This window comes from Promicromonospora sp. Populi (assembly GCF_041081105.1).
In the GTDB taxonomy this organism is placed as follows: Bacteria; Actinomycetota; Actinomycetes; order Actinomycetales; family Cellulomonadaceae; genus Promicromonospora.
On record NZ_CP163528.1, the window covers coordinates 3328932 to 3350089 of the forward strand.

Consider the following 21158-nt stretch of genomic DNA (forward strand, 5'->3'; position numbering starts at 1 on the left):
TGGGTGCGGTAGCGGTGGGATTTGAACCCACGGTGGACTTTCACCCACACACGCTTTCGAGGCGTGCTCCTTAGGCCGCTCGGACACGCTACCTATGCCCGCCGCATCAGCAGCGGGCCGTAGCAGGATACCTGGTCGAAGCCAGGTTCCACGAATCGGTTGCGCCGCGCCTGCCACGCCGCGGCGGGCGTCTCACTCGGCCCGTTATTGTCCGACGACGTGACCGGCGTCGTCGGGCGTCCAGGGCGCAACCGTAGAGTAGGTACATGCCGACGCCCGCTCACAAAGAGCCCCTTCTCGAGGTCGCGGCAGAGCCGCCGGGGGCCGGACCGTCAGAGCCGTCAGCGCCGTCAGAGGCCGAACCGGCGGAGGCCAGGGCCGGCGACCTTGTCGAGCGCACGGCGGCCGCGATCCGCTCGTGGATCATCACGGGGACGGCGCAGCCCGGCGAACGACTCTCGGAGAAGGCGGTCGCCGAAACCCTCGACGTCTCGCGCAACACGCTTCGCGAGGCGTTTCGCGTGCTGACGCACGAGAACCTGCTCGTGCGGCGCCCGCATGCCGGGGTCATGGTCGCCGTGCCCACGCTCGCGTCCATCCTCGACATCTATCGTGTGCGCCGGATGATCGAGGGGCAGGCCCTCCGGGGAGCACTGCCGGGCCACCCGGCGACCGCGATCATGGGCGAGGCGGTCGCGAGCGCGGAGCGGGCACGCGACAAGAAGGACTGGCGCGCGGCCGGAACGGCCAACATGGAGTTCCATCGCGGCATCGTCGCGCTCTGCGACAGCGCGCACCTGGACCGGCTCTACGCCACGGTCTCGGCCGAGCTTCGCCTCGCGTTCGGCCTGCTCGCGAACCCGGAGTACCTGCACGCCCCCTATGTGGCGCGCAACGCCCGAATCCTGGAGATGACCCTCGCCGGGGAGAGCGCGGCGGCCGCGGCGGAGCTGGACGACTACCTCGTCCAGTCGGAGCGTACGGTCGCTGCCGCCTACTCCCGGCGCGCCTCGCACGAACAAGCCTGACGCACCGGCTCACCGCACCGGCAGCGTCGTCAGCAGCTCGTCGAGCTGCGCCCTCGTGGTGGCGACGTACCCGCCGCGCAGGCGCATGGCCGCGTCCCAGACCTCCCGCTCCCCCGACGACTGCCGCTCCAGCACGCTCATGTTCTCGGTGAGGTCGAGGCGCCGGTTGAATCCCTGGACCGTGTCGCGCCACCGGTGCAGCCCCGTCACGAGCACGGTGTCCCGGCGCCGGTCCAGCGCGCCCGAGACGAGCGCGGCGTCGACCGCCGAGACCGCGAGCCGCGCGAAGACGGCGCGCGGGCGGTCGTCCGCGGTCCGCGCAAACTCGTTGTCCGCGAGGACCGCGCGGTTCCGCTCCAGCTCGCGCCGGACCGCGGCCAGCACCTGGGCATGCCGCTCCGCCTCGCTGCTCAAGCGCTCGACGATGAGCCCGGTCATCCCCGCCACGAGCGTCAGCGAGTTGACCGCCGGCTCCCAGCGCGGCTCGCCGGGAAGCACAAACCAGAGGACGCCGAGCACGAACGCGGTGGCCAGCAGCACATAGGTGACTGTGGCCACAGTGGCACGCGCGACTGTGACGTGGCGCTCCACCACCCAGCCCAGGCCGGGCACGTTCAGGCCCAGATCGTGAACGGCCGGTCGTCCACCCGCGGGTCGGCGGCCTCCGGGCGGTCCACGAGGTAGGCGTGATCGCCCGGCCGGAGCACACCGGCGACGCGGTCCAGGGCGGCCGCGGCGTCGTCGGCGTCCGTGACCACGAGGTCCAGTTGCACCGAGATGATGCCGGGCCGAACCGGCTCCCGTGCCTGGTCAGACGACCCGGCGCCCCCTCGCGCCTTCCGCAGGAACAGGGGCACGGCCCGGGCCAGCACGCCGATCCGGCGCCCCACGGGCTGCTGCACTGTCGGTTCGGCCATGTCGGTTCATCCTCCGGCGCGGGCGGGCAGGCTATCGCTGCACAACCAGGCTAGCGGCGTCCGACATAAGTATCTAGGTTGTTCAACAATTTGGCGAAGAGTCGCGCTGGACCGGTCGACTTGCAGCCAGCCCGTCCAGGCGACTCCCAGCCAGTTCCAGGCTTGTCCCAGCGTCATCGCAGGGAGCAATCGGGTCCGTGCGTTTACCTCGTGTTCACCCGAAAACCCCGGAGCACCGATGAACCAGCTCATGCTCTACGCGGTCGACCTCGTCGCCGTCACCATCCTGACCTTCGCCCTGTACTTCCCCCGGCACCGCCGTCGCGACCTCGTCGTTGCGCTCCTCGGCGTCAACGTGGGCGTGCTCGCCGTGTCCGCCACGCTCTCCGCGAGCGCCGTCGCGGCCGGCCTGGGGCTCGGCCTGTTCGGCGTGCTGTCGATCATCCGGCTGCGCTCCTCGGAGCTGTCGCAGACCGAGGTCGCCTACTACTTCGCGTCGCTCGCACTCGGCCTGCTGGGTGGGCTCGGGACGAGCACCGGCTGGGTCGGGATCGCGGGCAGCGGCCTGATCCTGCTGGTCATGGCGCTGGGTGATCACTCGCGCTTGTTCGCCCGGCACCACAGCCAGCTGGTGGTGCTGGACCGTGCCATCACCGACCGGGACGATCTGGTCGGGCATCTGGAGCAGCTGCTGGGGGCGCGCGTTCACGCGGTCTCCGTGCAGCGCCTGGACCTTGTGAACGACTCGACCGTGGTGGACGTCCGCTACTCCGAGGCGCGCCGCCTGCCCATCGTGACCGACGACGGCACCGGTGCGCCGACCACCCTGCACGAGGGGACCGTGGCCGGCGGACGCCCGGAGCTGGCGGCAGCACGATGATCGATGCCCTCGACCCCGTCACGCTCGACGAGCTGAACGAAGTCGCCGCCCTGCAGACGCGCCGCGACCGCAAGTACGTGCTGACCCCGGACGAGCTCGACGACCTGCTGGCCGTGCTCCCGCCGGCCCGGGTGCTGGAGATCGACGGTGCCCGCTCGTTCGCCTACGACTCCACCTACTTCGACACCCCTGACCTCGACGCCTATCGCCTTTCGGCGACGCGCCGCCGTCGTCGGTTCAAGGTCCGCACGCGGACCTATGTCGACACCGGGTCCTGCTTTGTCGAGGTGAAGACCCGTGCGGGCCGTGGCACCACGGTCAAGGAGCGGCAGCCGCACGACGACGCCGACCACCTCGGCGTCGCCTCCACCTTCGTCTCGGCCCGTCTGGCCGACGCCGGCGCGCCGCCGGCGCCCACGCTCACCCCGACCCTGCGGTCGCGCTACCGCCGCACCACCCTCCTGCTCGACGACGCCCGCGTCACCCTCGACACCGGCCTCGTCTGGGACCTGCTCATGCCGGGCAGCGCCGGGCCGCAGACCGGGCCGCACGCCGACCCGCACACCGCGTCGACCGTGCGCCGCAGCGCCGCGATCGGCGACCTCGTGGTGGTCGAGACCAAGACCGCGGACGGCTCCGGACCCTCGTCCGTGGACCGCCTGCTCTGGCGGGCCGGGCATCGGCCCGACCGCATCTCCAAGTACGCGACCGGGCTGGCCGTCCTGCTGCCCGAGCTGCCGGACGCGCCCTGGCGGCGCCTCGTCCGACGGCGGCTCGCGATGAGCCTGCCCATCCCCACGACCACTGACCTGACCAGCGAGAGGACTCCCTCATGAAGATTCGCCGACCCCACCCCGTCCTGACCGCAACACTCTCCGGCGCCCTCGTGCTCGGCGTCCTCGCCGGGTGCAGCACGGCCGCCACCGAGTCCACGAGCGGAACGAGCACGACCACCACCACGACCACCTCCGACGTCGCGAGCACCGTTTCCGACGCCCTCGTCGGCAACGAGGACTACACCGCCCTCGCCGCCCTCGCCGACGAGACCTGGGACACCTCCACCGAGACCACCGTCTCGCTCGACGGCGACAGCGCTGCCGTCTCGGGGGACGGCGCCACCGCCGACGGCTCCACCGTCACCATCACCGCCCCCGGCACGTACCGGATCAGCGGCACCCTGGACGACGGCCAGGTGGTCGTGAGCTCCGAAGCCGACGGCGTGGTGCGGCTCGTGCTCGACGGCGCCGACATCACCAGCTCGACCGGCTCCGCGATCGCGGTCACCCAGGCGGACGACGTGTCGGTCGTCCTGGCGGACGGATCGTCGAACAACCTCACCGACGCCACGACGTACGCGGACACCGGCGAGGATGCGCCCAATGCGGCCCTGTTCTCGTCCGACGCCATGGTGATCTCCGGCACGGGCTCGCTGAACGTCACCGGCCGTTCGAACGACGGCATCGCCTCCAAGGACGGCCTCGTGATCGCGGACGGCGACATCACCGTCACCGCGGTGGACGACGGCGTGCGCGGCAAGGACTACCTGGTCCTGACCGGCGGCACGGTCGACGTCGACGCGGAAGGCGACGGCCTGAAGGCGGACAACGAGGACGGGACCAACGAGGACGGCGAGACCGTCGGCTACGCGGCGCTCCTCGGCGGAGAGGTGACCGTCGCGTCCGGCGACGACGGTGTGCACGCCGAGAGCGAGCTTGTGGTGGACGGCGCCGCGGTCACGGTCTCCGAGGCCGTCGAGGGCCTGGAGGCCGCGCACATCCTGGTCGCGGGCGGCACGGTAGACGTCACTTCGTCCGACGACGGCTTCAACGCGGCGGGCGGCACGAGCACGACGTCGGACGAGGCCGCGACGTCGGACGCCACCGACGAGGCTCCCACCGAGGCCGAGGCGCCGCAGGGCGGCGGTATGCCGGGCGAAGCCGCGGGCGACTTCTCGCTCGTGATCACGGGTGGCGACGTGACGGTCGACGCCGGGGGCGACGGCCTGGACTCGAACGGGACGCTGACCGTCTCGGGCGGTGACGTGACGGTGTTCGGCCCGACAAGCGCGGGCAACGGCACCCTCGACAGCGCTGGCGCGCTCACGGTGGACGGCGGCACGCTGCTCGCGATCGGGACGTCGAGCATGCTGCAGACGCCGGGCGACGGCTCAGAGGGCTGGGTCGCGGCGACCTTCGACACGCTGAGCGCGGGCACCGAGCTGACCGTGGTCGACGCGTCCGGGACCGCGGTCGCCACGGTGACGCTGGCCAAGGACACCCAGTCGGTGGTCCTGGCTTCGCCCGACGTGACCGCGGGCGAGGAGTACACCATCCAGGCGGGCGGCGCAGACGTCGCGACCGTGACGGCGGGCGAGGCGCCGGCGAGCACCGGTATGGGTGGCGGGCGGCCCTGACCTGACCGTCTGACACTGCCCCGCCGAACCACCGACGTGGTCCCAATTGGCTGTTCGGCGGGGCGAAATGCGGGGTAATGTTCCGGGCACCGCTGAGGGAGGACACCGATGCCCGCGCCCACGCTCTTCGACTACTCGGACCACAGTCCGTACTCGAACCCCGGAAATCACGCAGGGTTTTTCGGCGAGCTGAGCACCGATCCGGAAGACCTGCACCGGTTCGTCTGCTCCGCCGTCGTGCACTACCGGGCCGGAGGCCCGCAGCTGACCGCAGCACAAAAGCCCGACCCGGACCGGCGCTGGGTGATGTCGATCCTCGATGCGGCCGAGGCACGCGCGCCGCTCGACGGGCCGCGCGCACCCGCGCAACAGGTGGCCGGCTGCTGCCGCGACCACACCCTGCTGACCCTCGGCGTGCTGCGCACGCACGGCATCCCCGCGCGGTCCCGGATCGGGTTCGCCAAGTACTTCACGCCCGGCTGGCACGCTGACCACGTGGTGGGCGAGCGCTGGGACGGCGAGCGCTGGGTGCGGTTCGACTCGGAGCTGGACAACCAGGACTTCGACTTCGACGTGCACGACATGCCCACGGGCCCGGGGGCGCCGTACATCACGGCCGCCGAGGCGTGGCTGGCGATCCGCGCCGGGGCGGCCGATCCGGCGACGTTCGGGGTGGGTCCGGACCTGCCGCACCTGAGCGGCAAGGACTTCGTCCGCTACTACGTGCTGTACGAGGTGGCGCACCGGCACCGCGACGAGCTGCTGCTCTGGGACCTGTGGGGGCCGGAGCTGGGTACGCGCTACGTCCGCGAGGCCGCGGGCGGCCAGGCGGCGACCTGGGTCCAGGAGGCGGGCCTGCCGGGCACCGATGTGTCCGACGCCGAGTTCGACGCCGTCGCCGACGAGCTTGCCCACCTGCTCGTCGCGGCCGACGGCGGCGACGGTGAGGCCGCCGACCAGCTCGCCGAGCTCTATCGCGAGGACACCCGGCTGCACCCGGGCGAGCAGGTGCTCACGCTCTCCCCCACGGGCCACGCCGGCATCACGGACCTCTCGGCCCACTGACCTGTCAGAGGCGGTTGGCGAGGTCTTCTAGGATCTCGCTGGTGCCTGCATCGATCTTTACCGTCGCGTACTTGTCGCCCCGGGTGATCCCGCGGTTCACGATGACGACGGGCTTGCCCGCCTCGGCCGCGTGCCGCACGAACCGGAGCCCGCTCATCACGGTCAATGACGAGCCGGCGACGAGCAGCGCCCCGGCGCCGTCGACCAGCGCGAACGCCCGCTGCACTCGCTCGCGCGGCACGTTCTCGCCGAAGTAGACGATCTCCGGCTTGAGCATTCCCCCGCAGAACTCGCAGGGCGCGGGCTGGAAGTGCGCGGTGGACTCGATGACGGCGTCGGCGTCGGGCGCGATCTCGATGTCCGCGACGTCACCGACCGACTCCAGGAAACCCGGGTTGAGGGCGTCGAGCCGCTCGGCGAGGTGCGCGCGCGAGATGACCCGGCCGCAGCTCAGGCAGATCACGCGGTCGTAGCGTCCGTGCAGGTCGATGACGTTGCGGGAGCCCGCGTCCTCGTGGAGCAGGTCCACGTTCTGGGTGATGATCCCGGCGAGGATCTCGCGCTCCTCGAGCCGCACGAGCGCCCGGTGCCCGGCGTTCGGCGAGGTGCGGTCCACGTGCGCCCAGCCCACGTGGTTGCGAGCCCAGTAGTGCCGGCGGAACTCCTCGTCGCCGACGAACTGCTGGTAGGTCATGGGGCTGCGCGGCGGGGAGTCAGGGCCGCGGTAGTCGGGGATGCCGGAGTCGGTCGAGACCCCGGCGCCCGTGAGCGCGGTGATCCGCAGGCCGGCGAGCACCTCGACGGCGTCGTCCACGGTGGTGCGGGCGACGTCGACGGCCTCCGGCTGCCAGGTGGTGGGTCGGGCTCGTGGGATCACGCTTACGAGGGTATGCCGAGAGCGGGGGTCCGCCACCGCCGTGTGTTTCATTTCGCACTCGACCGCATCCCGCTAGCCTGGGGTTTCGCTGCACTGGAGCAAGAGGGGACCGCGTGGGCGACTCAGCGATATCCAGGATCGACGCCACCCTTGCCGGTGACGACTTCGCGTGGTCCGTGACGCTGGTCGGCGAGGACCAGTCGGACAAGCTCGCCACCCTGGCCCAGCACCTCGACGACGGCCACTCGACCACCGGGGACGGCAAGCGCGTCCCGTCGGGGTACGCCTACTGGGGGATCGGCCCCACGATCGCCTGGTTCAACGCGTCGAACGACCCGACCTACATGGTGATCAAGGTGGGCACCGAGATGTTCCGCCGGCAGTGGCGCAGCATCTCCCCCTCGTCACGGACGAGTGCGTGCACCTGGTCAGCCTCGGCGTCGGGACCGGGGCCAAGGACGGGATGTTCCTGGAGACGATGCGGCGGGCCAACCCGTCGATGCTCTACATCCCGATAGACATGAGCGCCGAGATGCTCCGCACCGGCTCCCGCACCGCCGTCCGGGAGGCGCACTTCCCCCTGGACCGGTCCCTCGGCCTGCAGATCGATCTCTCCCTGGACGGCAACCTCGAGGAGCTGAAGCTGTTCCTCGACCGCCTCGTCGGCGACGAGGCGATCCTCTACTCGCTCGTCGGCAACACGGTGGCCAACTTCGACGACGACGGCGAGTTCCTGAACGGTCTTGCCCAGGTGCTCCGCCCGCAGGACCGGATGCTCGTCGAGTTCGCCAGCACGGAGAACCTGTCCCAGGAGGCCGTGCGCGCCGCCGAGGCCGAGTACCGCCAGACCCGTGGGTTCGTGGAGTTCGTCGCGAGCGCCGTCCGCTACAACACCGACCTCAAGATCGACCTCGACCAGATCCGGTTCGCCGGGTCGGTCGAGAACGAGAGCATCCTGCTCAAGGTGTACTGGCAGAACGTCGGCGGGGAGGCCCTCCGCATGCTCATCCCCGGCAGCCGCCCGATCCACCTCGAACCGCAGGACACGATCCGGCTGTACACGACCAGGAAGTACACGTCCGAGCGGATCGACCAGCTCGTCGCCGGTGCGGGCCTGCGGACCACGCACATGCAGCGCGAACGCTTCCGGCACACGCAGCGGCCCAGCCCGTTCGGCCTGGAGCTGCGTCTCGTTGCCCGCGACGAGAACGCCCGGGTCACCCTGCCGACGTTCGACGTGTGGAAGTGAGCCGAGCGCGGCTGCGCGCGCTGTGGCAGCGGTTCGTGGCGGCCTGGTCGAACCGCCGCTGGGCCCGACGGCGGCGCGTCACCGTCGCCGTGACCACCTACGCCCTGCTCGGCGTCGCATTTGTGCTCGGCATCCTGTGGATACTCGGCGTCGGACCCGAGTGGGAACCCTGGGTCAACTCCCTGACGCTGCTGGCGGGGGTCACCGGACTGATCGTGGAGCGGCAGAACGCCGAGACGGAACGTCGCTCGGAGGTGGTCGCCTCCGTGGTCTTCGAGCTGCAGCAGAACCGCGCAATCGTCGAGCGGCGCCTCGCCGGGCTCCGCACCGGGGGCGAGCGCGCGCTCTCCGTCAGCCCGCGGCTGGCGCTGTCGGCCGTCGACGCCGCGCTCGCCTCGGGGGTCCTGAGCCGGGCGCCGGACAGCGCGCTCGTCGGACAGCTGCACCGCTGGCGGGAACAGCTGCAGGGGTACAACTGGCGCCGGGACCTGACCGAGTTCGAGCTCATGCTCATCAAGTACCAGGACGGCGCGGACACCCGGTCGAGCCTGTCCAGCCTCGCGAACGAGCGGCTGTACCTGCTGCGCCTGCGCACGCTGCTCGACCAGCTGCACTCCGCGCTGCCCCAGGTCTGACCCGGCGCTCAGCCCCGCCGGACAGTCAGCCCCGCCGAGCCTCGAAGAACTCCCGGAGCAGCGCCCCGCACTCGTCCTCGCGGACGCCGCCGAGCACCTCGACCTCGTGCAGCGCGCGCTGGTCGCGCACCAGGTCCCAGACGGAGCCGGTGGCGCCGGCCTTCGGGTCCCACGCGCCGAGGACCAGTCGCTCTACCCGCGCCTGGACGAGCGCGCCCGCGCACATCGGGCAGGGTTCCAGCGTCACCACGAGCGTGCAGCCGGTCAGGCGCCACTCGCCGCGTACGGCGGCCGCGGCCCGCATCGCGAGCACCTCGGCATGGGCGGTCGGGTCGCCTGTCGCTTCCCGTTCGTTGTGCCCGACGCCGATCACCCGCCCCGCGCCGTCGAGCACCAGGGCACCGACCGGCACGTCGCCGGTGTCGAGGGCGCGGCGGGCCTCGTCGAGCGCGGCACCGACCCAGCGCTCCCAGTACGCGCGGCGCTCCACGACGCTCAGCGCGCTCAGCCCTTCGATGTCAGACACACAGGTCACCTTAATGACCTGAGCGTCTGACATCGAAGGAAGGGCCGGTAGCGTTGGCCCCATGCGCCTCCACGTCGTTGACCACCCCCTGGTCGCCCACAAGCTGACCGTCCTGCGGGACGAGACCACCGACTCGCCCACCTTCCGCCTGCTCGTCGACGAGCTCGTCACGCTCCTGGCCTACGAGGCCACCCGGGAGATCGCCACCGAGCCGCACGAGGTACGGACGCCCATCACCACCATGACCGGCACGCGGCTCGCGTCCCCGCCGCCGCTCGTGGTGCCGATCCTGCGCGCCGGTCTGGGCATGCTGGACGGGATGAGCCGCCTGCTCCCGACCGCCGAGGTCGGTTTCCTCGGTCTGGTGCGCGACGAGGAGACGTTCAAGGCCGTCACGTACGCGAACCGCCTGCCCGACGACCTCACGGGCCGGCACGTGTTCCTCATCGACCCGATGCTCGCCACCGGCGGCACGCTGGTCGCCGCCATCGACTACGTGCTGGAGCGGGGCGCCCGCGAGGTGACCGCGGTCTGCCTGCTGGCCGCCCCGGAGGGCATCCAGGCCCTGGAGGAGCACGTGGGTGACCGCGCAAACCTGTCCGTCGTGGTGGCGGCCGTGGACGAGCGCCTCAACGAGAAGGCCTACATCGTGCCGGGTCTGGGAGACGCCGGCGACCGGCTGTACGGCATCGTCTGACGGGCCCGGCAGGGCGCGCCGGCCCTGCCGGGGCCAAGCCTCCGGCGGACTACGCCTGCTCGGTGTCGCCGTCGTCGTCGGGCTGGTCGCCCTCGCCGACCTCGGCGCAGCTCTCCGGCCTGGTCCACGACCAGTTCAGGGCGCTCACGGATGACGCGGTCTCGAACGACGGCTCGCACTCCACGCCACCGCACACGGCGGCAGGAACCCAGAACGATTGCTCCACGGTGTGCGCCTCGCCCTCGAGCTGGCGGGTCAGCCGCACGGAGACCTGCCCCGCTGTGCTGATCGGCAGCGGTCGGGTGAGCCCAAGCTCCGTCGTCGCACCGGCAGGGACCACCGTCTCCGGTCCGGTCTCGCCGGTGTCCACACGGACGAGCACGCCCGCCCAGTCGCGGCCGGTCCGGTTGTCCACCGCGGCCGCGAAGTGTGTTGACCAGTCGGCCTCGACACACTCCGAGGTGGCGCTGACCCCCATGTTCTCGCTGGGCCACGAAAGCTCGGCGCACGACTTGAACGAGACGTCCATCTCGCCCAGGGTCTGCTCGCCGGCCGTCAGGGTGGCGGTCTCGGTACCCCAGACGACGGGGTACTCGATCTTCATGGCCTGGCCGGCGGGCACGGTCTTCGTCACGTCGCCCACGTGGAACCGCACGGGCAGGCTCGACTGGCGGTTGTCGGCAGTGACGGAGAACGTCTGCACCGAGTGGTCCGCCGCCGCGTCGAAGGTGCAGATCCCCGCGTCCACCGGCTTGTCGCCGCCGAACGCCGGGGCGATCAGCGCGCCGTTGTGGTGCGCCGTGGGGTTGTCCTTCGGCACGATCGGGCCGTCGGGCAGGTCGCCGTCGGCGTCCGCGCCGTCCCGCGAGAGGCGGAAGGTGACGTCGCCCGGGGGCACGTGCATGCGGCCCGTGTCCACGGTGAACTTCTGGTCGCTACCCGCCGAGACCGGGAGGCGCACGGACTCGATGGTGCCGTCGCCCACCGGCACGGACATCACGGCGGACAGGGTCTCGCCCGACTTGTTGGTCAGCGTGCCCTCCACGCCCACGGTGCCGCCCAGGTTGACGGTCTGCACGGTCGTGTCAGCGGTCCAGTCCGGCCGGTAGCAGTCCGCCCGCGTATGGTCGCCGGCCGCCACGCGGGTCTCGTACATTTGGCCGTCCACTGCGGTGGCCAGGACAAAGACCGCCTGTCCCGCCGGGAGCCGGAGGCCGTCGGACACCGACAGCCGGGTGCTCTCACCCGGTGCGATGTCGTCGCTGGAGGACGCCCTGCCGCCCGCGGCTTCGAGCGCGACACGCAGGCTGCGCTGCGTCGTGTTGGTGTACGTACCGCCGACGGCGGCATCCGCCACGCCCGCGCCGCCCTGCGCGAGGCAGGAGGCGGTGACGCCGCTCACGCCGTCCGCGGCGTTGACCCAGGCGGAGGTGGCGACCAGCGTCGCGGAGGACGAGTGCGCGTAGCCCTCGAGGACGGGACGGACGTTCGCGACGCCGAGCGTGGTGGGGGCCGCACCCGAAGACGCAGCGGCGGTCGTGATGCTCAGCGCGACCTCCACCGTGCGGCCCGGGTCGAGCTGCACGGCCGCCGCGTCCGTACCGGTGAGCGGCGCGCACAACCAGGCGTTCGGCATGGCGGCGGCCCCACACGACAGCTCCGGCTGCGCGGAGGCGGGGGTGACGCCGTCGGGCAGCGTCACCTCGACCGCCCAGTCGGCGGGCACTGTCTGGTCACCGGTGCTGACGACGCGGACCGGCAGCACGGCGGTGCCGGGGCTCGACAGCGAGACGTCGTCGGTCGACGCGGAGAGCTCAGCACCGAACGGTGCCACCGTGCGGTCCGGCAGGTTGGCGCCGATGTGCTCGATGCCGTCGGCCCAGACCTCGGCGCCAACTGGGTAGTCGCCCCCGGAGTTGGCCCGCACCGGCAGGTCGACGTACTGCGCCTGACCCGGGCCGAGGTCGCCGAGCGAGCAGAGCAGCACGTTCTGCTGCTCCGTCGGCAGGCACCTGGCCGGTACGTCGGCGGTGATCGGCCCCACCGTGGCCGGCGAGCTGGGCGAAGAGCTCGGCTCGGCCTGGGTCTCGCCGTCCGCCGAGACGTCGGACCCGGCGCTCGCACCCGGCGTGGCCTCCGGGCTCGACGCCGGGTCGCTGTCGTCGGTCGTCGACGAGGTCGACACCACGCGGCCGACGCCGGTGCCGAACGGCCCGTTCTGCGTCGTGAGCGTGAGGCCATCGGGGAGGGTGACCTTGAGCTGCGTACCCGAGGCCACGGCGTCACCGGAGTTCTGGACGGTGAGTGCCAGGCTCTGGGTCTCGCGCGCGAGCAGCGGCTGCGAGGCATCGGTGTAGTCGACGACGAGGTAAGTGCTCGTCTCGTCGCGCGGCTCGGTGTCCGTGGGCAGGACGGGCTTGCCCTGGACCTCCTCGGCGGCCGGCAGGTCGTCCCCGGTAGCTGTGTCGGTGACCACCGAGTCGGCCACCGGCTCGGCGTCCGCGGGCGACGCGATCTGCAGCGCCGCCACCACACCGACCGCGGCGACGGCTATCGCGCCGGCTGCCAGGCTGCCGCCCGCGGCCGAGGCGAGGGCGCCTGCGGTCACGGAGACCGCCGACGACACGGCCCCGGAGAATGTGCCGGTCGACGCCGCGCCCACCGTCACGGAGGCGGCGGGCACGGAAGCCGCGGGCACGGAGGCCGCAGGCGCGCTGGTGGCCGCAGCGCCCGCGCCGGCCCCTGCCTTTGCCACGAGGGCCAGGCCGCCGATCGGCGCACCGGCGCCGACGAGCGCGAGGCCACCCGCGCCGAGCACCAGCGGGGCGATGACGGTCTTCATGGCGTGCGCGATGTCGTGCAGCTCGAGCACGAGGGCGCTGCAGGTACCGCAGGTGGCGAGGTGGCCCTCGATCTTCGTCGTCTCGCGCTTGGACAGGCTCTCGCGCACGTAGCCGCCGAGCAGCGGGTTGACGGTGCGGCACATGTCGGAGGGCGCATGCGTCAGGTGCTGCTGCAGGTAACCGGCGCGCAGGGCTTCCTTCGCCCGGTAGAGCAGCGCGGAGACACCGTTGGGGCTGAGGCCGAGCACCGGCGCGACCTGGGCGGGCTTCAGGTCGTCGACCAGGACGTACCAGAGCACCTCGCGCCAGCGCTCCGGCAGGTCGACGTAGGCCTTGGCGATCACGCTGCGCTCGAAGCCGAGGAGCGCGGGATCCTCGTTCGAGGCCACGCGGCCCAGCACGGACTCGATCTCGTCGTCGGTGCTGGGGCGGGTGCGGGCAGCACCACGGGAGACGTCGAACGCACGGTGGCGGACCACGGTGTACAGGTAGGGGCGGAAGCCGGCGTCGGGCCCGGCACCGCGCCGGAGCATCTCGAACAGGGTGCTGAAGGCGTCCGCGACGACGTCCTCGGCGTCAGCGGGCGAGACATACTGGCGAGCGAGGGCCCGTGCAGCGCCGGCGTGCCGCTCGTAGAGCACGCCAAAAGCGTCGCGGTCACCTGACCTGACCTGCAGGATCAGTTCCGCGTCGCTCGGGGTCTCCCCGGTGCTGCTCTCGGCTTGCTTCACATTCACCCAGACTCTCGCGGTCGTCGCGCTCCCATGTCTGTCGCCGTCCTGCCAAGACTATAGAGCCACGCCGACGATTTAGGGGGTGGAAAAGTACATTCTGGGGTGATGCCCGGGTGAAGTCTGATATATCTGCTTCGAAGGTGCGTCATGATGTATCCCCGTGAGGGTCCTTACATCATGAGCGAGTCGCAGCAGGAGGCGCCGGTGCGTGTGCACGACCTGCGCGAGCGGTGGCGCGCTACGAGCCTTGCGTCGGTCTGGATCCGGCCGAACGACTGGGAGCACCCCGCCGCTGAGGCACTGGCCGAGGCACTGGCCGAGGACCGCGGTGTGATCGCGCCCGCTGAGCGCCTGGGAGCAGCTCGAGCCGCGGTGGGCGCCGGCATCACCGAGGCACTCGACGACGTCGCGTGCCTCTACGCCGCGTTCGGCCGCCCCACGGACGTCGGGGCGCTGCGCGCCGCGGCGATCGGCTGGGTCGGGGAGCACGAGCGCATGCCGTACCAGGTCGCCACGCACGACCCGTCGACCGGCCTGCCGACCGGCGAGTACCTGGGCGAGCGGCTGCGCGAGACCTACGGCACGGCGCAGCGCACGGGTACCACCGCGGGCGCCACCCACTGCCTGCTTGTGCTCGACGTCGGCCTCGACAACCTCGACACGTGGCAGCGGCTCGCCCGCTCCGCCGCGATCGGCCGCACCCTGCAGCAGGTCTTCGGAGAGGGCCACCCGATGGCGGCCGTCTGTGACGGCACCTTCGTGGTGCTCTGCGAGCGCGGCCCCGCGACCGCGGAGCTGGGGCAGTCGCTCCGCCGCGTCGTCGAGCGCAACGCCGAGGTGCTCGGCCTGACGACCGAGGTCCGCCGACCGACCCGGGTGTGGGTGGAGCGCCTGCCGGGGACGCACGACGACGCCCTGCTGCTGCTGGACCACCTGGCTCGCTGAACTTCCGCCCCGCAAGGGCCAAAGACCGAAGAGCGCCCGCTCAGCGTCGAGCGGGCGCTCTTCCTTTTGCGCGATGTGGCCCGCGGTGTGGCCTTTGCGCAGTGTCCTCAGGCCTGCTGGAAGGTCAGGCAGTCGGCGTGGCCCGGGTCCTCGGGGCCCGCACCCACGCGGATGGACGAGGCGCCGCACTCGAGGTTGTCGTTGTGCGTGCACTCGCTGCGCTGGCACGCGCCGACGTGAGCGATGACCTTCTCCAGACCGCCCTTGGTGCTCAGCGGGATGAACGTGGCGCAGGTGGCGTCGCCCGCGTGGCCCGCGATGGTGACGGCCCCGGCGTGGCAGCCGTGGTCGTGGTTGTAACCGCAGCCGTCGATCGAGCACTCGGCGACCTCGGGCATCTCCATCAGTGTGCTCATGAACTCTCTCCTCAGCGTGGTGCAGTGCCATCCAGAATATCTAGATCATATTCCGGAAACGCAGAACGCGTAGAGGAAGGAATGCCTTACCTACCTTTTTGGCGGCATTCTCGATTAACGAAAGAATTGCATTACCAAAATCAGCAGAAGGGCAAAAGAGGGGCTGATCAGCCCTCACGTCGCGGCGCCGGCCGCCAGAGCACAACTGCGCCACCCCCGCCGGCGCGATGCTCGAGGTCCACCCGTATCGCCGCGCTGCGGACCCGCTGCCCGCGCTGCACAACCACGACGTCGCCCGCGTCGGGTCCGGCGGCGAACACCCGGCCCTCCTCCTGCACCCGCATCAGCAGGTCACCGAGGCGTTCCTCCAGGACAGAGACGTGCGCTTCCAGGGCGAGGATGCGCTTGATCCCGGCGAGATTGATGCCCTCGACCTGGGCGAGCCGCTGCACCTGCAGGAGGCGCGCCACGTCGCGGCGCGAGTAGCGGCGCCCCCGGCCGCGCGTGCGCCGGGGCACCACCAGGCCGAGGCGGTCGTACTGCCGCAGCGTCTGCGGATGCATACCCGCGAGCTCGGCGGCCTTGGACACGGTGAGCACAGGTGCGTCGTCGTCGACCATGTGCCCTCCTAAATGTCTCTTCCGTTTGCCTTTGCGTCCGGGCAGATTAGCCGACGCCGGCGCGGCGGGACACCCGCCCCACCGCGCCGAGAATCATTCCGCCGCGCGTTCGGCCAGCCCGGCGCGCACGTCATCGCCGTCGTTCTCGGCGGCAAACGTCTCGAGCGCCTGCTTTGCCTTCTTGCTGAGCTTCTGCGGCACTACCACCTGGACGCTCACCAGCAGGTCTCCGGTCGCGTTCGCCGTCCGCACGCCGCGGCCCTTGACGCGGAGCACCCGGCCCGACGGCGTCCCCGCGGGCACCTTCAGCCGCACGGTCGAGCCGTCCAGGGTCGGCACCGTCAGCGTGGTGCCGAGTGCGGCCTCCGCGAACGTGACGGGCACGCTCATCCGCAGGTCGAGCCCGTCCAGCGTCCAGACCGGGTGGGGTGTCAGGTGCACCGTGACGACCAGGTCGCCGGCCGGGCCGCCGCCGGCACCCGGCTTGCCCTTGCCGCGCAGGCGGATCTTCTTGCCGTCGTTGACCCCCGCTGGGATCCGGGTAGTGACGGTGCGGCCGTTGACCTGGAGCTCGGCGGTCGTACCCTCCACAGCGGCCCGGAACGGGAGCGTGACCTGTGCTGCCACGTCGGCACCGGCGATCGGCGCGGAGAACCCGGTCGGACCCGCCGAACCGTAGGCGGACCTGGCGCCCCCACCGAACATCGAGCCCAGGATGTCCTCGAAGCCCGCGCCGCCGTTGCCACCCTGCGAGTAGCGGACCCGTGGCCCGCCACGGCCGGCCGCGGGTCCCTGGCCGCCGCCGAACATGGCGCCCATGATGTCCTCGAAGCCGCCGGCCCCGGCACCACCGGGACCCGCGGAGAACCGGGCGCCACCCGCCATCGCGCGCACGGCGTCGTACTGGCGGCGCTGCTCGGCGTCGGACAGGACCGAGTAGGCCTCGCCGATCTCCTTGAACTTGGTCTCGGCGGACGCGTCCCCCTGGTTCTGGTCGGGGTGGTACTGGCGCGCGAGCTTGCGGTAGGCCTTCTTGATCGCCGCGTCGTCGGCGTCCTTGGCCACACCCAGCACGGCGTAGAAGTCCTTCTCCATCCAGTCCTGACCGGTCACGGCCCCTCCTTCCACACACTGTGCTCCCGGTGGCCGGGCCCACGCCCCGAGGGGCGGGCCCGGCCACCGGGAGCCCGGGACTACTCCGGCCCGACGACGCCTACGCGCGCCGCCCGGACCACCTTCTCGCCGATCTTGTACCCGGGCTCCACCACGAGGTTCACCGTGGTGGCCGTCGCTTCTGCATCGGTCGAGTGCATGAGCGCCTCGTGCACGGTGGGGTCGAACTCCTCCCCCACCTTGCCGAACCGCTCGACGCCGAACTTCTGCAGGCTCTGGTCGAGCTTCTCCGCGATCGCGGCCATGGGGCCGCTGAGCTCGCCGTGCTGCTTCGCGCGCTCGACGTCGTCGAGCACGGGCAGCAGGGCGGCCAGCACGTCCTGCACGCCCCGGTCCCGCGCGGCCTCCTGGTCGCGCAGGGCCCGGTTGCGGTAGTTCGTGAAGCTGGCCCGCTCACGCTGCAGCGCGTCCAGGTGCTCCGCCGCCTCGGCCTTCGCCGTCAGGACGGCGGCGTCCTCGGCCGCGTCACCGGACGGCTCGAAGTCGAGCCCCTCCAGCGGGTCGCCCGAGGCGTCCTGCTGTGCGGGGGTCTCGACGGGCTCTGCCGCCGGCGTCGGCTCGTGGTCCCCCGAGCCGTCCGGCTCGGGGGTCCCCTGCGGGTTCTCCTCGGTCACTTGCGCTCGTCCTCGTCGTCCACGATCTCGGCGTCGACGACGTCCTCCTCGGGGGCGGACTGGGCGTTCGCCGTCTGCGGTGCACCCTCAGCACCCTGCGCTGCGGGCTGCTCGGCGGCGTACAGCGCCTCGCCGATCTTCTGCGACGACGCGCCGAGCTTCTCGTACGAGGTCTTCACGGCCTCGGCGTCCTCGCCCTCGAGCGCGGCCTTCACCGCGGCGATGTCGGTCTCGACCTCGGTCACGACCTCCGCCGGGAGCTTGTCGCGGTTGTCGGCGATCTGCTTCTCCATGGAGTACGCGAAGGACTCGGCCTGGTTGCGGGTGTCCGCCTCCTCGCGCCGCTTCTTGTCCTCCTCGGCGTGCGCCTCGGCGTCCTTGACCATGCGGTCGATGTCCTCCTTGGGGAGGGCCGAGCCGCCGGTGATCTTCATCGACTGCTCCACGCCCGTGCCGCGGTCCTTGGCGGACACGTGCACGATGCCGTTCGCGTCGATGTCGAACGTGACCTCGATCTGCGGCACGCCGCGCGGGGCCGGTGCGATGCCGGTGAGCTCGAAGACGCCCAGCGGCTTGTTGTCCCGCGTGAACTCGCGCTCGCCCTGGAAGACCTGGATCGCGACGGACGGCTGGTTGTCGTCGGCCGTGGAGAAGACCTCGCTGCGCTTGGTCGGGATCGCGGTGTTGCGCTCGATGAGCTTGGTCATCACGCCACCCTTGGTCTCGATACCGAGGGACAGCGGGGTGACGTCGATGAGCAGGACGTCCTTGCGGTCACCGGAGATGACGCCCGCCTGCAGGGCGGCGCCGACGGCGACCACCTCATCCGGGTTCACGCCCTTGTTGGGCTCTCGGCCGCCGGTGAGCTCCTTGATGACGTCGCTCACGGCGGGCATGCGGGTGGAGCCACCCACGAGCACGACGTGGTCGATGTCCGCCACCGAGATGCCGGCGTCACGGATGACGGCGTGGAACGGGGCCTTGGTCCGGTCGATGAGGTCCTGCGTCATCTGCTGGAACTGGGCGCGCGTGAGCTTCTCGTCCAGGTGGATGGGGCCGTTCTCGCTCATCGACAGGTACTGCATCGAGATGTTGGTGCTCGTCGAGGACGAGAGCTCCTTCTTGGCCTGCTCGGACGCCTCGCGGAGGCGCTGCAGCGCGATCTTGTCCTTCGACAGGTCCACGCCCGAGGAGTTCTTCACCTGCTTGATGAGGTACTCGACGACGCGCTGGTCCCAGTCGTCACCGCCGAGGCGGTTGTCACCGGAGGTGGCGCGCACCTGGATGGTCGAGAAGTCGTCCTCGTCCTTGCCCACCTCGAGCAGGGACACGTCGAACGTGCCGCCACCGAGGTCGAAGACCAGGATGAGCTCGTCCTCCTTACCCTTCTCCAGGCCGTACGCGAGCGCGGCCGCGGTGGGCTCGTTGACGATGCGCTTGACGTCGAGGCCGGCGATCTGGCCCGCGTCCTTCGTCGCCTGACGCTCTGCGTCGTTGAAGTACGCCGGGACCGTGATCACGGCCTCCGTGACGGGCTCGCCCAGGTACTCCTCGGCGTCGCGCTTGAGCTTGCCCAGGATGCGGGCCGAGATCTCCTGCGCGTTGTACTTCTTGTCGTCGATGTCGACGGACCAGTCGGTGCCCATGTGGCGCTTGACCGAGGAGATGGTGCGGTCCACGTTGGTGACCGCCTGACGCTTGGCGACCTCACCAACCAGGACCTCGCCGGTCTTGGAGAACGCGACCACTGACGGAGTGGTCCGCGAGCCCTCCGCGTTGGCGATGACGGTGGGCTCCCCGCCTTCGAGGACTGTCACCACCGAGTTCGTGGTTCCGAGGTCGATACCTACTGCGCGTGCCATGTTGCTGCCTTCCTTCGACAGATTGAGTCTGCTGCACTCAACTTAGGCCGGGGATCGCGAGGAAGCAAACCCGGACCGCAAACTTGAGTCCACTTCACTCAACTACGAGCGGGGCGGATTAGTTCCCGGCGACACGCCGCTACCTGGTCCCTATTCACCCCGGTCAACAGGCGCGACGCTCTGACCTGCGGTACACAAGGGTTTGCACGACCGGGGCCACAGGGGGTGGGGCGTCGGACGAGTACCCCGCGGGCTTGCTCGCGGGTGCCTGATGCCCGGGGACCCCGGGCCCCGACGGGGGGAGACCACCATGGCAAGCATTCACGGAAGCTCGTTATCGATAGCGCTCCTGACAGCCCTGCTCGATCCCGAAGAAGAGGGTCTCAGATCGCCGCACGTCCAGGAGCTCCTCCAGGAGGCGCTCGAGACGCGCGAGGACGCGCGCGACGTGATCGTCGCGCTGCTCGCCTCGTCCGGCTCGATGCTGCGGCAGATCAGCTACCACAACGAGCAGGAGCCGCTCGAGTCACTGCAGAAGGTGGCCCTGGGCTTCCAGCGCAAGGTGGTCCAGCTCCCGACAAGCTGAGTCAGGACTCCGTCCGGGCCGCTACCGACTCCGCGTCCCGGAGCACACGCAGCACGTTCCCGCTGGTCAGCTTGCCGAGGTCGGCATCGGACCAGCCGTTGTCCGCGAGCGCCGCGAGCAGGCGCGGGTAGCCCGTCACGTCCTCCAGGCCTTCCGGCAGGGCGGGCGTGCCGTCGTAGTCGCCGCCCAGCCCGACGTGGTCGACGCCGGCGACCTCGCGGACGTGCTCGACGTGCGCGACGACGTCGGCCAGCGTGGCGCGCGGTTCCGGACCGTCGCCCCCACCGGCCCGCCACTCGACGACTGCGGGCGAGATGAACTGCGGCACGAAGGTCACCATGCAGACGCCGCGATTGCCGGCGAGGGCGGCCAGGACGTCGTCGGGCACGTTGCGGGGGACGTCGCAGACGGCACGGGCGCTGGAGTGGCTGAAGATCACCGGGGCCGTGGTGACGCGCAGGGTGTGGCGCATGGTGCCGGCCGAGGTGTGCGAGAGGTCGACGAGCATGCCGATGCGGTTCATCTCGCGCACGACGTCCTCGCCGAAGGGCGAGAGGCCGCCCAGCACCTCGGTGTCGGTGCCGGAGTCGGCCCACGGCACGTTGTCGTTGTGCGTGAGGGTCATGTAGCGCACGCCGAGCGCGTAGAGCATGCGCAGCACGGCCAGGGACTCGTTGATGGAGTGGCCGCCCTCGGCGCCCATGAGGCTCGCGATCCGGCCGTCGCTCCACGCCTGCTCGACGTCGGCGGCGGTCCGGGCGAGCTGAAGCGTCCCCGGGTACTTGTTGACCATGCGGTGCACGCAGTCGATCTGTTCGAGCGTGGCCGTGACCGCTTCCCCGCCCGCCAGCCGCGAGGGCACGTAGACGGACCAGAACTGGGCGCCGACGCCGCCCTCGCGCAGCCGGGGCAGGTCCGTGTGGGTGGTGGTGAGCCGCTGCGCGATGTCGACCGCGTCGAGGTCGTAGGCCGCCTGCTCGCGCAGCTCCCACGGGAGGTCGTTGTGCCCGTCCCAGACGGGGTGCTTCTCGAGGAGCGCGGTGAGGCGGGCGGCTGTCGTCATGCAGGCGACGCTACC

General features: G+C 71.1%; 21 protein-coding genes and 1 tRNA gene. 10 read left to right on the top strand and 12 right to left on the bottom strand.

Going from position 1 to position 21158, the window contains the following annotated elements:
* Positions 1–6 precede the first annotated feature (6 nt).
* A tRNA-Ser gene (locus AB1046_RS15120) sits at positions 7–93 on the bottom strand.
* 173 nt (positions 94–266) lie between these two features.
* Here AB1046_RS15120 and AB1046_RS15125 point away from each other — a divergent pair.
* Positions 267–1028 (top strand): GntR family transcriptional regulator, encoded by a 762-nt coding sequence (locus AB1046_RS15125; protein ID WP_369370131.1) that lies wholly within the window; start codon positions 267–269, stop codon positions 1026–1028.
* Between the two features lie 9 nt (positions 1029–1037).
* Here AB1046_RS15125 and AB1046_RS15130 read toward each other — a convergent pair whose 3' ends face one another.
* On the bottom strand, positions 1038–1640 hold the full coding sequence (locus AB1046_RS15130; protein WP_369370132.1) for a hypothetical protein: 603 nt from the start codon (positions 1638–1640) through the stop codon (positions 1038–1040).
* A gap of 2 nt (positions 1641–1642) precedes the next feature.
* A complete protein-coding gene (locus tag AB1046_RS15135) occupies positions 1643–1945 on the bottom strand; it encodes a hypothetical protein (protein ID WP_369370133.1) in 303 nt (100 codons plus the stop codon).
* A gap of 238 nt (positions 1946–2183) precedes the next feature.
* Here AB1046_RS15135 and AB1046_RS15140 point away from each other — a divergent pair, with 238 nt between their 5' ends.
* The 4 genes from AB1046_RS15140 (at position 2184) to AB1046_RS15155 (ending at position 6303) form a co-directional block, all read left to right on the top strand.
* Positions 2184–2825, top strand: coding sequence for a DUF4956 domain-containing protein (locus tag AB1046_RS15140; RefSeq protein WP_369370134.1), 642 nt, complete (start codon positions 2184–2186; stop codon positions 2823–2825).
* Complete coding sequence (locus AB1046_RS15145; RefSeq protein ID WP_369370135.1) at positions 2822–3661, top strand: polyphosphate polymerase domain-containing protein; 840 nt, start codon at positions 2822–2824, stop codon at positions 3659–3661. Before AB1046_RS15140 ends, AB1046_RS15145 begins: the two co-directional genes overlap by 4 nt.
* Complete coding sequence (locus AB1046_RS15150; RefSeq protein WP_369370136.1) at positions 3658–5238, top strand: carbohydrate-binding domain-containing protein; 1581 nt, start codon at positions 3658–3660, stop codon at positions 5236–5238. The genes AB1046_RS15145 and AB1046_RS15150 overlap by 4 nt, the downstream gene beginning before the upstream one ends.
* A gap of 108 nt (positions 5239–5346) precedes the next feature.
* Positions 5347–6303, top strand: coding sequence for a transglutaminase domain-containing protein (locus tag AB1046_RS15155; RefSeq protein WP_369370137.1), 957 nt, complete (start codon positions 5347–5349; stop codon positions 6301–6303).
* A 4-nt stretch (positions 6304–6307) separates the two neighbouring features.
* On the opposite strand, the gene AB1046_RS15160 is transcribed toward AB1046_RS15155, so the two are convergent.
* On the bottom strand, positions 6308–7117 hold the full coding sequence (locus tag AB1046_RS15160) for a Sir2 family NAD-dependent protein deacetylase (protein ID WP_369375724.1): 810 nt from the start codon (positions 7115–7117) through the stop codon (positions 6308–6310).
* A 445-nt stretch (positions 7118–7562) separates the two neighbouring features.
* Here AB1046_RS15160 and AB1046_RS15165 point away from each other — a divergent pair, with 445 nt between their 5' ends.
* Positions 7563–8429 (top strand): L-histidine N(alpha)-methyltransferase, encoded by an 867-nt coding sequence (locus tag AB1046_RS15165; protein ID WP_369370138.1) that lies wholly within the window; start codon positions 7563–7565, stop codon positions 8427–8429.
* Positions 8420–9064 (top strand): hypothetical protein, encoded by a 645-nt coding sequence (locus AB1046_RS15170; protein WP_369370139.1) that lies wholly within the window; start codon positions 8420–8422, stop codon positions 9062–9064. The genes AB1046_RS15165 and AB1046_RS15170 overlap by 10 nt, the downstream gene beginning before the upstream one ends.
* Before the next feature lie 25 nt (positions 9065–9089).
* On the opposite strand, the gene AB1046_RS15175 is transcribed toward AB1046_RS15170, so the two are convergent.
* The gene (locus AB1046_RS15175; RefSeq protein WP_369375726.1) at positions 9090–9581 is read right to left on the bottom strand and encodes a nucleoside deaminase; all 492 of its coding nucleotides are present in this window, start codon (positions 9579–9581) and stop codon (positions 9090–9092) included.
* A gap of 70 nt (positions 9582–9651) precedes the next feature.
* Between AB1046_RS15175 and upp the strand changes: the two genes are divergently transcribed.
* Entirely contained in the window at positions 9652–10287 is a 636-nt protein-coding gene (upp, locus tag AB1046_RS15180; protein WP_369370140.1) for a uracil phosphoribosyltransferase, read from the top strand.
* Positions 10288–10336: 49 nt separating this feature from the next.
* Here upp and AB1046_RS15185 read toward each other — a convergent pair whose 3' ends face one another.
* Positions 10337–13861, bottom strand: coding sequence for an RNA polymerase sigma factor (locus tag AB1046_RS15185; protein ID WP_369370141.1), 3525 nt, complete (start codon positions 13859–13861; stop codon positions 10337–10339).
* A 150-nt stretch (positions 13862–14011) separates the two neighbouring features.
* On the opposite strand from AB1046_RS15185, the gene AB1046_RS15190 reads away from it, so the two are divergent.
* Positions 14012–14809, top strand: a complete 798-nt coding sequence (locus AB1046_RS15190; protein WP_369370142.1) for a hypothetical protein — start codon at positions 14012–14014, stop codon at positions 14807–14809.
* A 107-nt stretch (positions 14810–14916) separates the two neighbouring features.
* Here the strand turns inward: AB1046_RS15190 and AB1046_RS15195 are convergent, their stop codons facing one another.
* The 5 genes from AB1046_RS15195 to dnaK all read right to left on the bottom strand — a co-directional run bounded on the left by AB1046_RS15195 (position 14917) and on the right by dnaK (position 19494).
* Positions 14917–15225, bottom strand: a complete 309-nt coding sequence (locus AB1046_RS15195; RefSeq protein ID WP_369370143.1) for a DUF1540 domain-containing protein — start codon at positions 15223–15225, stop codon at positions 14917–14919.
* Positions 15226–15392: 167 nt separating this feature from the next.
* Complete coding sequence (locus AB1046_RS15200) at positions 15393–15845, bottom strand: MerR family transcriptional regulator (RefSeq protein ID WP_369370144.1); 453 nt, start codon at positions 15843–15845, stop codon at positions 15393–15395.
* Between the two features lie 93 nt (positions 15846–15938).
* Positions 15939–16958, bottom strand: coding sequence for a DnaJ C-terminal domain-containing protein (locus AB1046_RS15205; protein ID WP_369370145.1), 1020 nt, complete (start codon positions 16956–16958; stop codon positions 15939–15941).
* Between the two features lie 80 nt (positions 16959–17038).
* Positions 17039–17632, bottom strand: coding sequence for a nucleotide exchange factor GrpE (gene grpE / locus AB1046_RS15210; protein ID WP_369370146.1), 594 nt, complete (start codon positions 17630–17632; stop codon positions 17039–17041).
* Positions 17629–19494 (bottom strand): molecular chaperone DnaK, encoded by a 1866-nt coding sequence (gene dnaK, locus AB1046_RS15215; RefSeq protein ID WP_369370147.1) that lies wholly within the window; start codon positions 19492–19494, stop codon positions 17629–17631. The genes grpE and dnaK overlap by 4 nt, the downstream gene beginning before the upstream one ends.
* A gap of 310 nt (positions 19495–19804) precedes the next feature.
* Here dnaK and AB1046_RS15220 point away from each other — a divergent pair, with 310 nt between their 5' ends.
* Positions 19805–20080: a hypothetical protein gene (locus AB1046_RS15220; protein WP_369370148.1), complete on the top strand. Its 276-nt coding sequence runs from the start codon at positions 19805–19807 to the stop codon at positions 20078–20080.
* A 1-nt stretch (position 20081) separates the two neighbouring features.
* Here the strand turns inward: AB1046_RS15220 and AB1046_RS15225 are convergent, their stop codons facing one another.
* A complete protein-coding gene (locus tag AB1046_RS15225) occupies positions 20082–21143 on the bottom strand; it encodes a dipeptidase (protein ID WP_369370149.1) in 1062 nt (353 codons plus the stop codon).
* Positions 21144–21158: the final 15 nt, after the last annotated feature.

Bases quoted from the DNA above. Each gene is read 5' to 3' on its own strand.
- AB1046_RS15125 (WP_369370131.1), top strand. From the start codon at position 267: ATGCCGACGCCCGCTCACAAAGAGCCCCTTCTCGAGGTCGCGGCAGAG.
- AB1046_RS15135 (WP_369370133.1), bottom strand. From the start codon at position 1,945: ATGGCCGAACCGACAGTGCAGCAGCCCGTGGGGCGCCGGATCGGCGTG.
- AB1046_RS15140 (WP_369370134.1), top strand. From the start codon at position 2,184: ATGAACCAGCTCATGCTCTACGCGGTCGACCTCGTCGCCGTCACCATC.
- AB1046_RS15145 (WP_369370135.1), top strand. From the start codon at position 2,822: ATGATCGATGCCCTCGACCCCGTCACGCTCGACGAGCTGAACGAAGTC.
- AB1046_RS15150 (WP_369370136.1), top strand. From the start codon at position 3,658: ATGAAGATTCGCCGACCCCACCCCGTCCTGACCGCAACACTCTCCGGC.
- AB1046_RS15155 (WP_369370137.1), top strand. From the start codon at position 5,347: ATGCCCGCGCCCACGCTCTTCGACTACTCGGACCACAGTCCGTACTCG.
- upp (WP_369370140.1), top strand. From the start codon at position 9,652: ATGCGCCTCCACGTCGTTGACCACCCCCTGGTCGCCCACAAGCTGACC.
- AB1046_RS15190 (WP_369370142.1), top strand. From the start codon at position 14,012: ATGATGTATCCCCGTGAGGGTCCTTACATCATGAGCGAGTCGCAGCAG.
- AB1046_RS15195 (WP_369370143.1), bottom strand. From the start codon at position 15,225: ATGAGCACACTGATGGAGATGCCCGAGGTCGCCGAGTGCTCGATCGAC.
- AB1046_RS15200 (WP_369370144.1), bottom strand. From the start codon at position 15,845: ATGGTCGACGACGACGCACCTGTGCTCACCGTGTCCAAGGCCGCCGAG.
- dnaK (WP_369370147.1), bottom strand. From the start codon at position 19,494: ATGGCACGCGCAGTAGGTATCGACCTCGGAACCACGAACTCGGTGGTG.
- AB1046_RS15220 (WP_369370148.1), top strand. From the start codon at position 19,805: ATGGCAAGCATTCACGGAAGCTCGTTATCGATAGCGCTCCTGACAGCC.
- AB1046_RS15225 (WP_369370149.1), bottom strand. From the start codon at position 21,143: ATGACGACAGCCGCCCGCCTCACCGCGCTCCTCGAGAAGCACCCCGTC.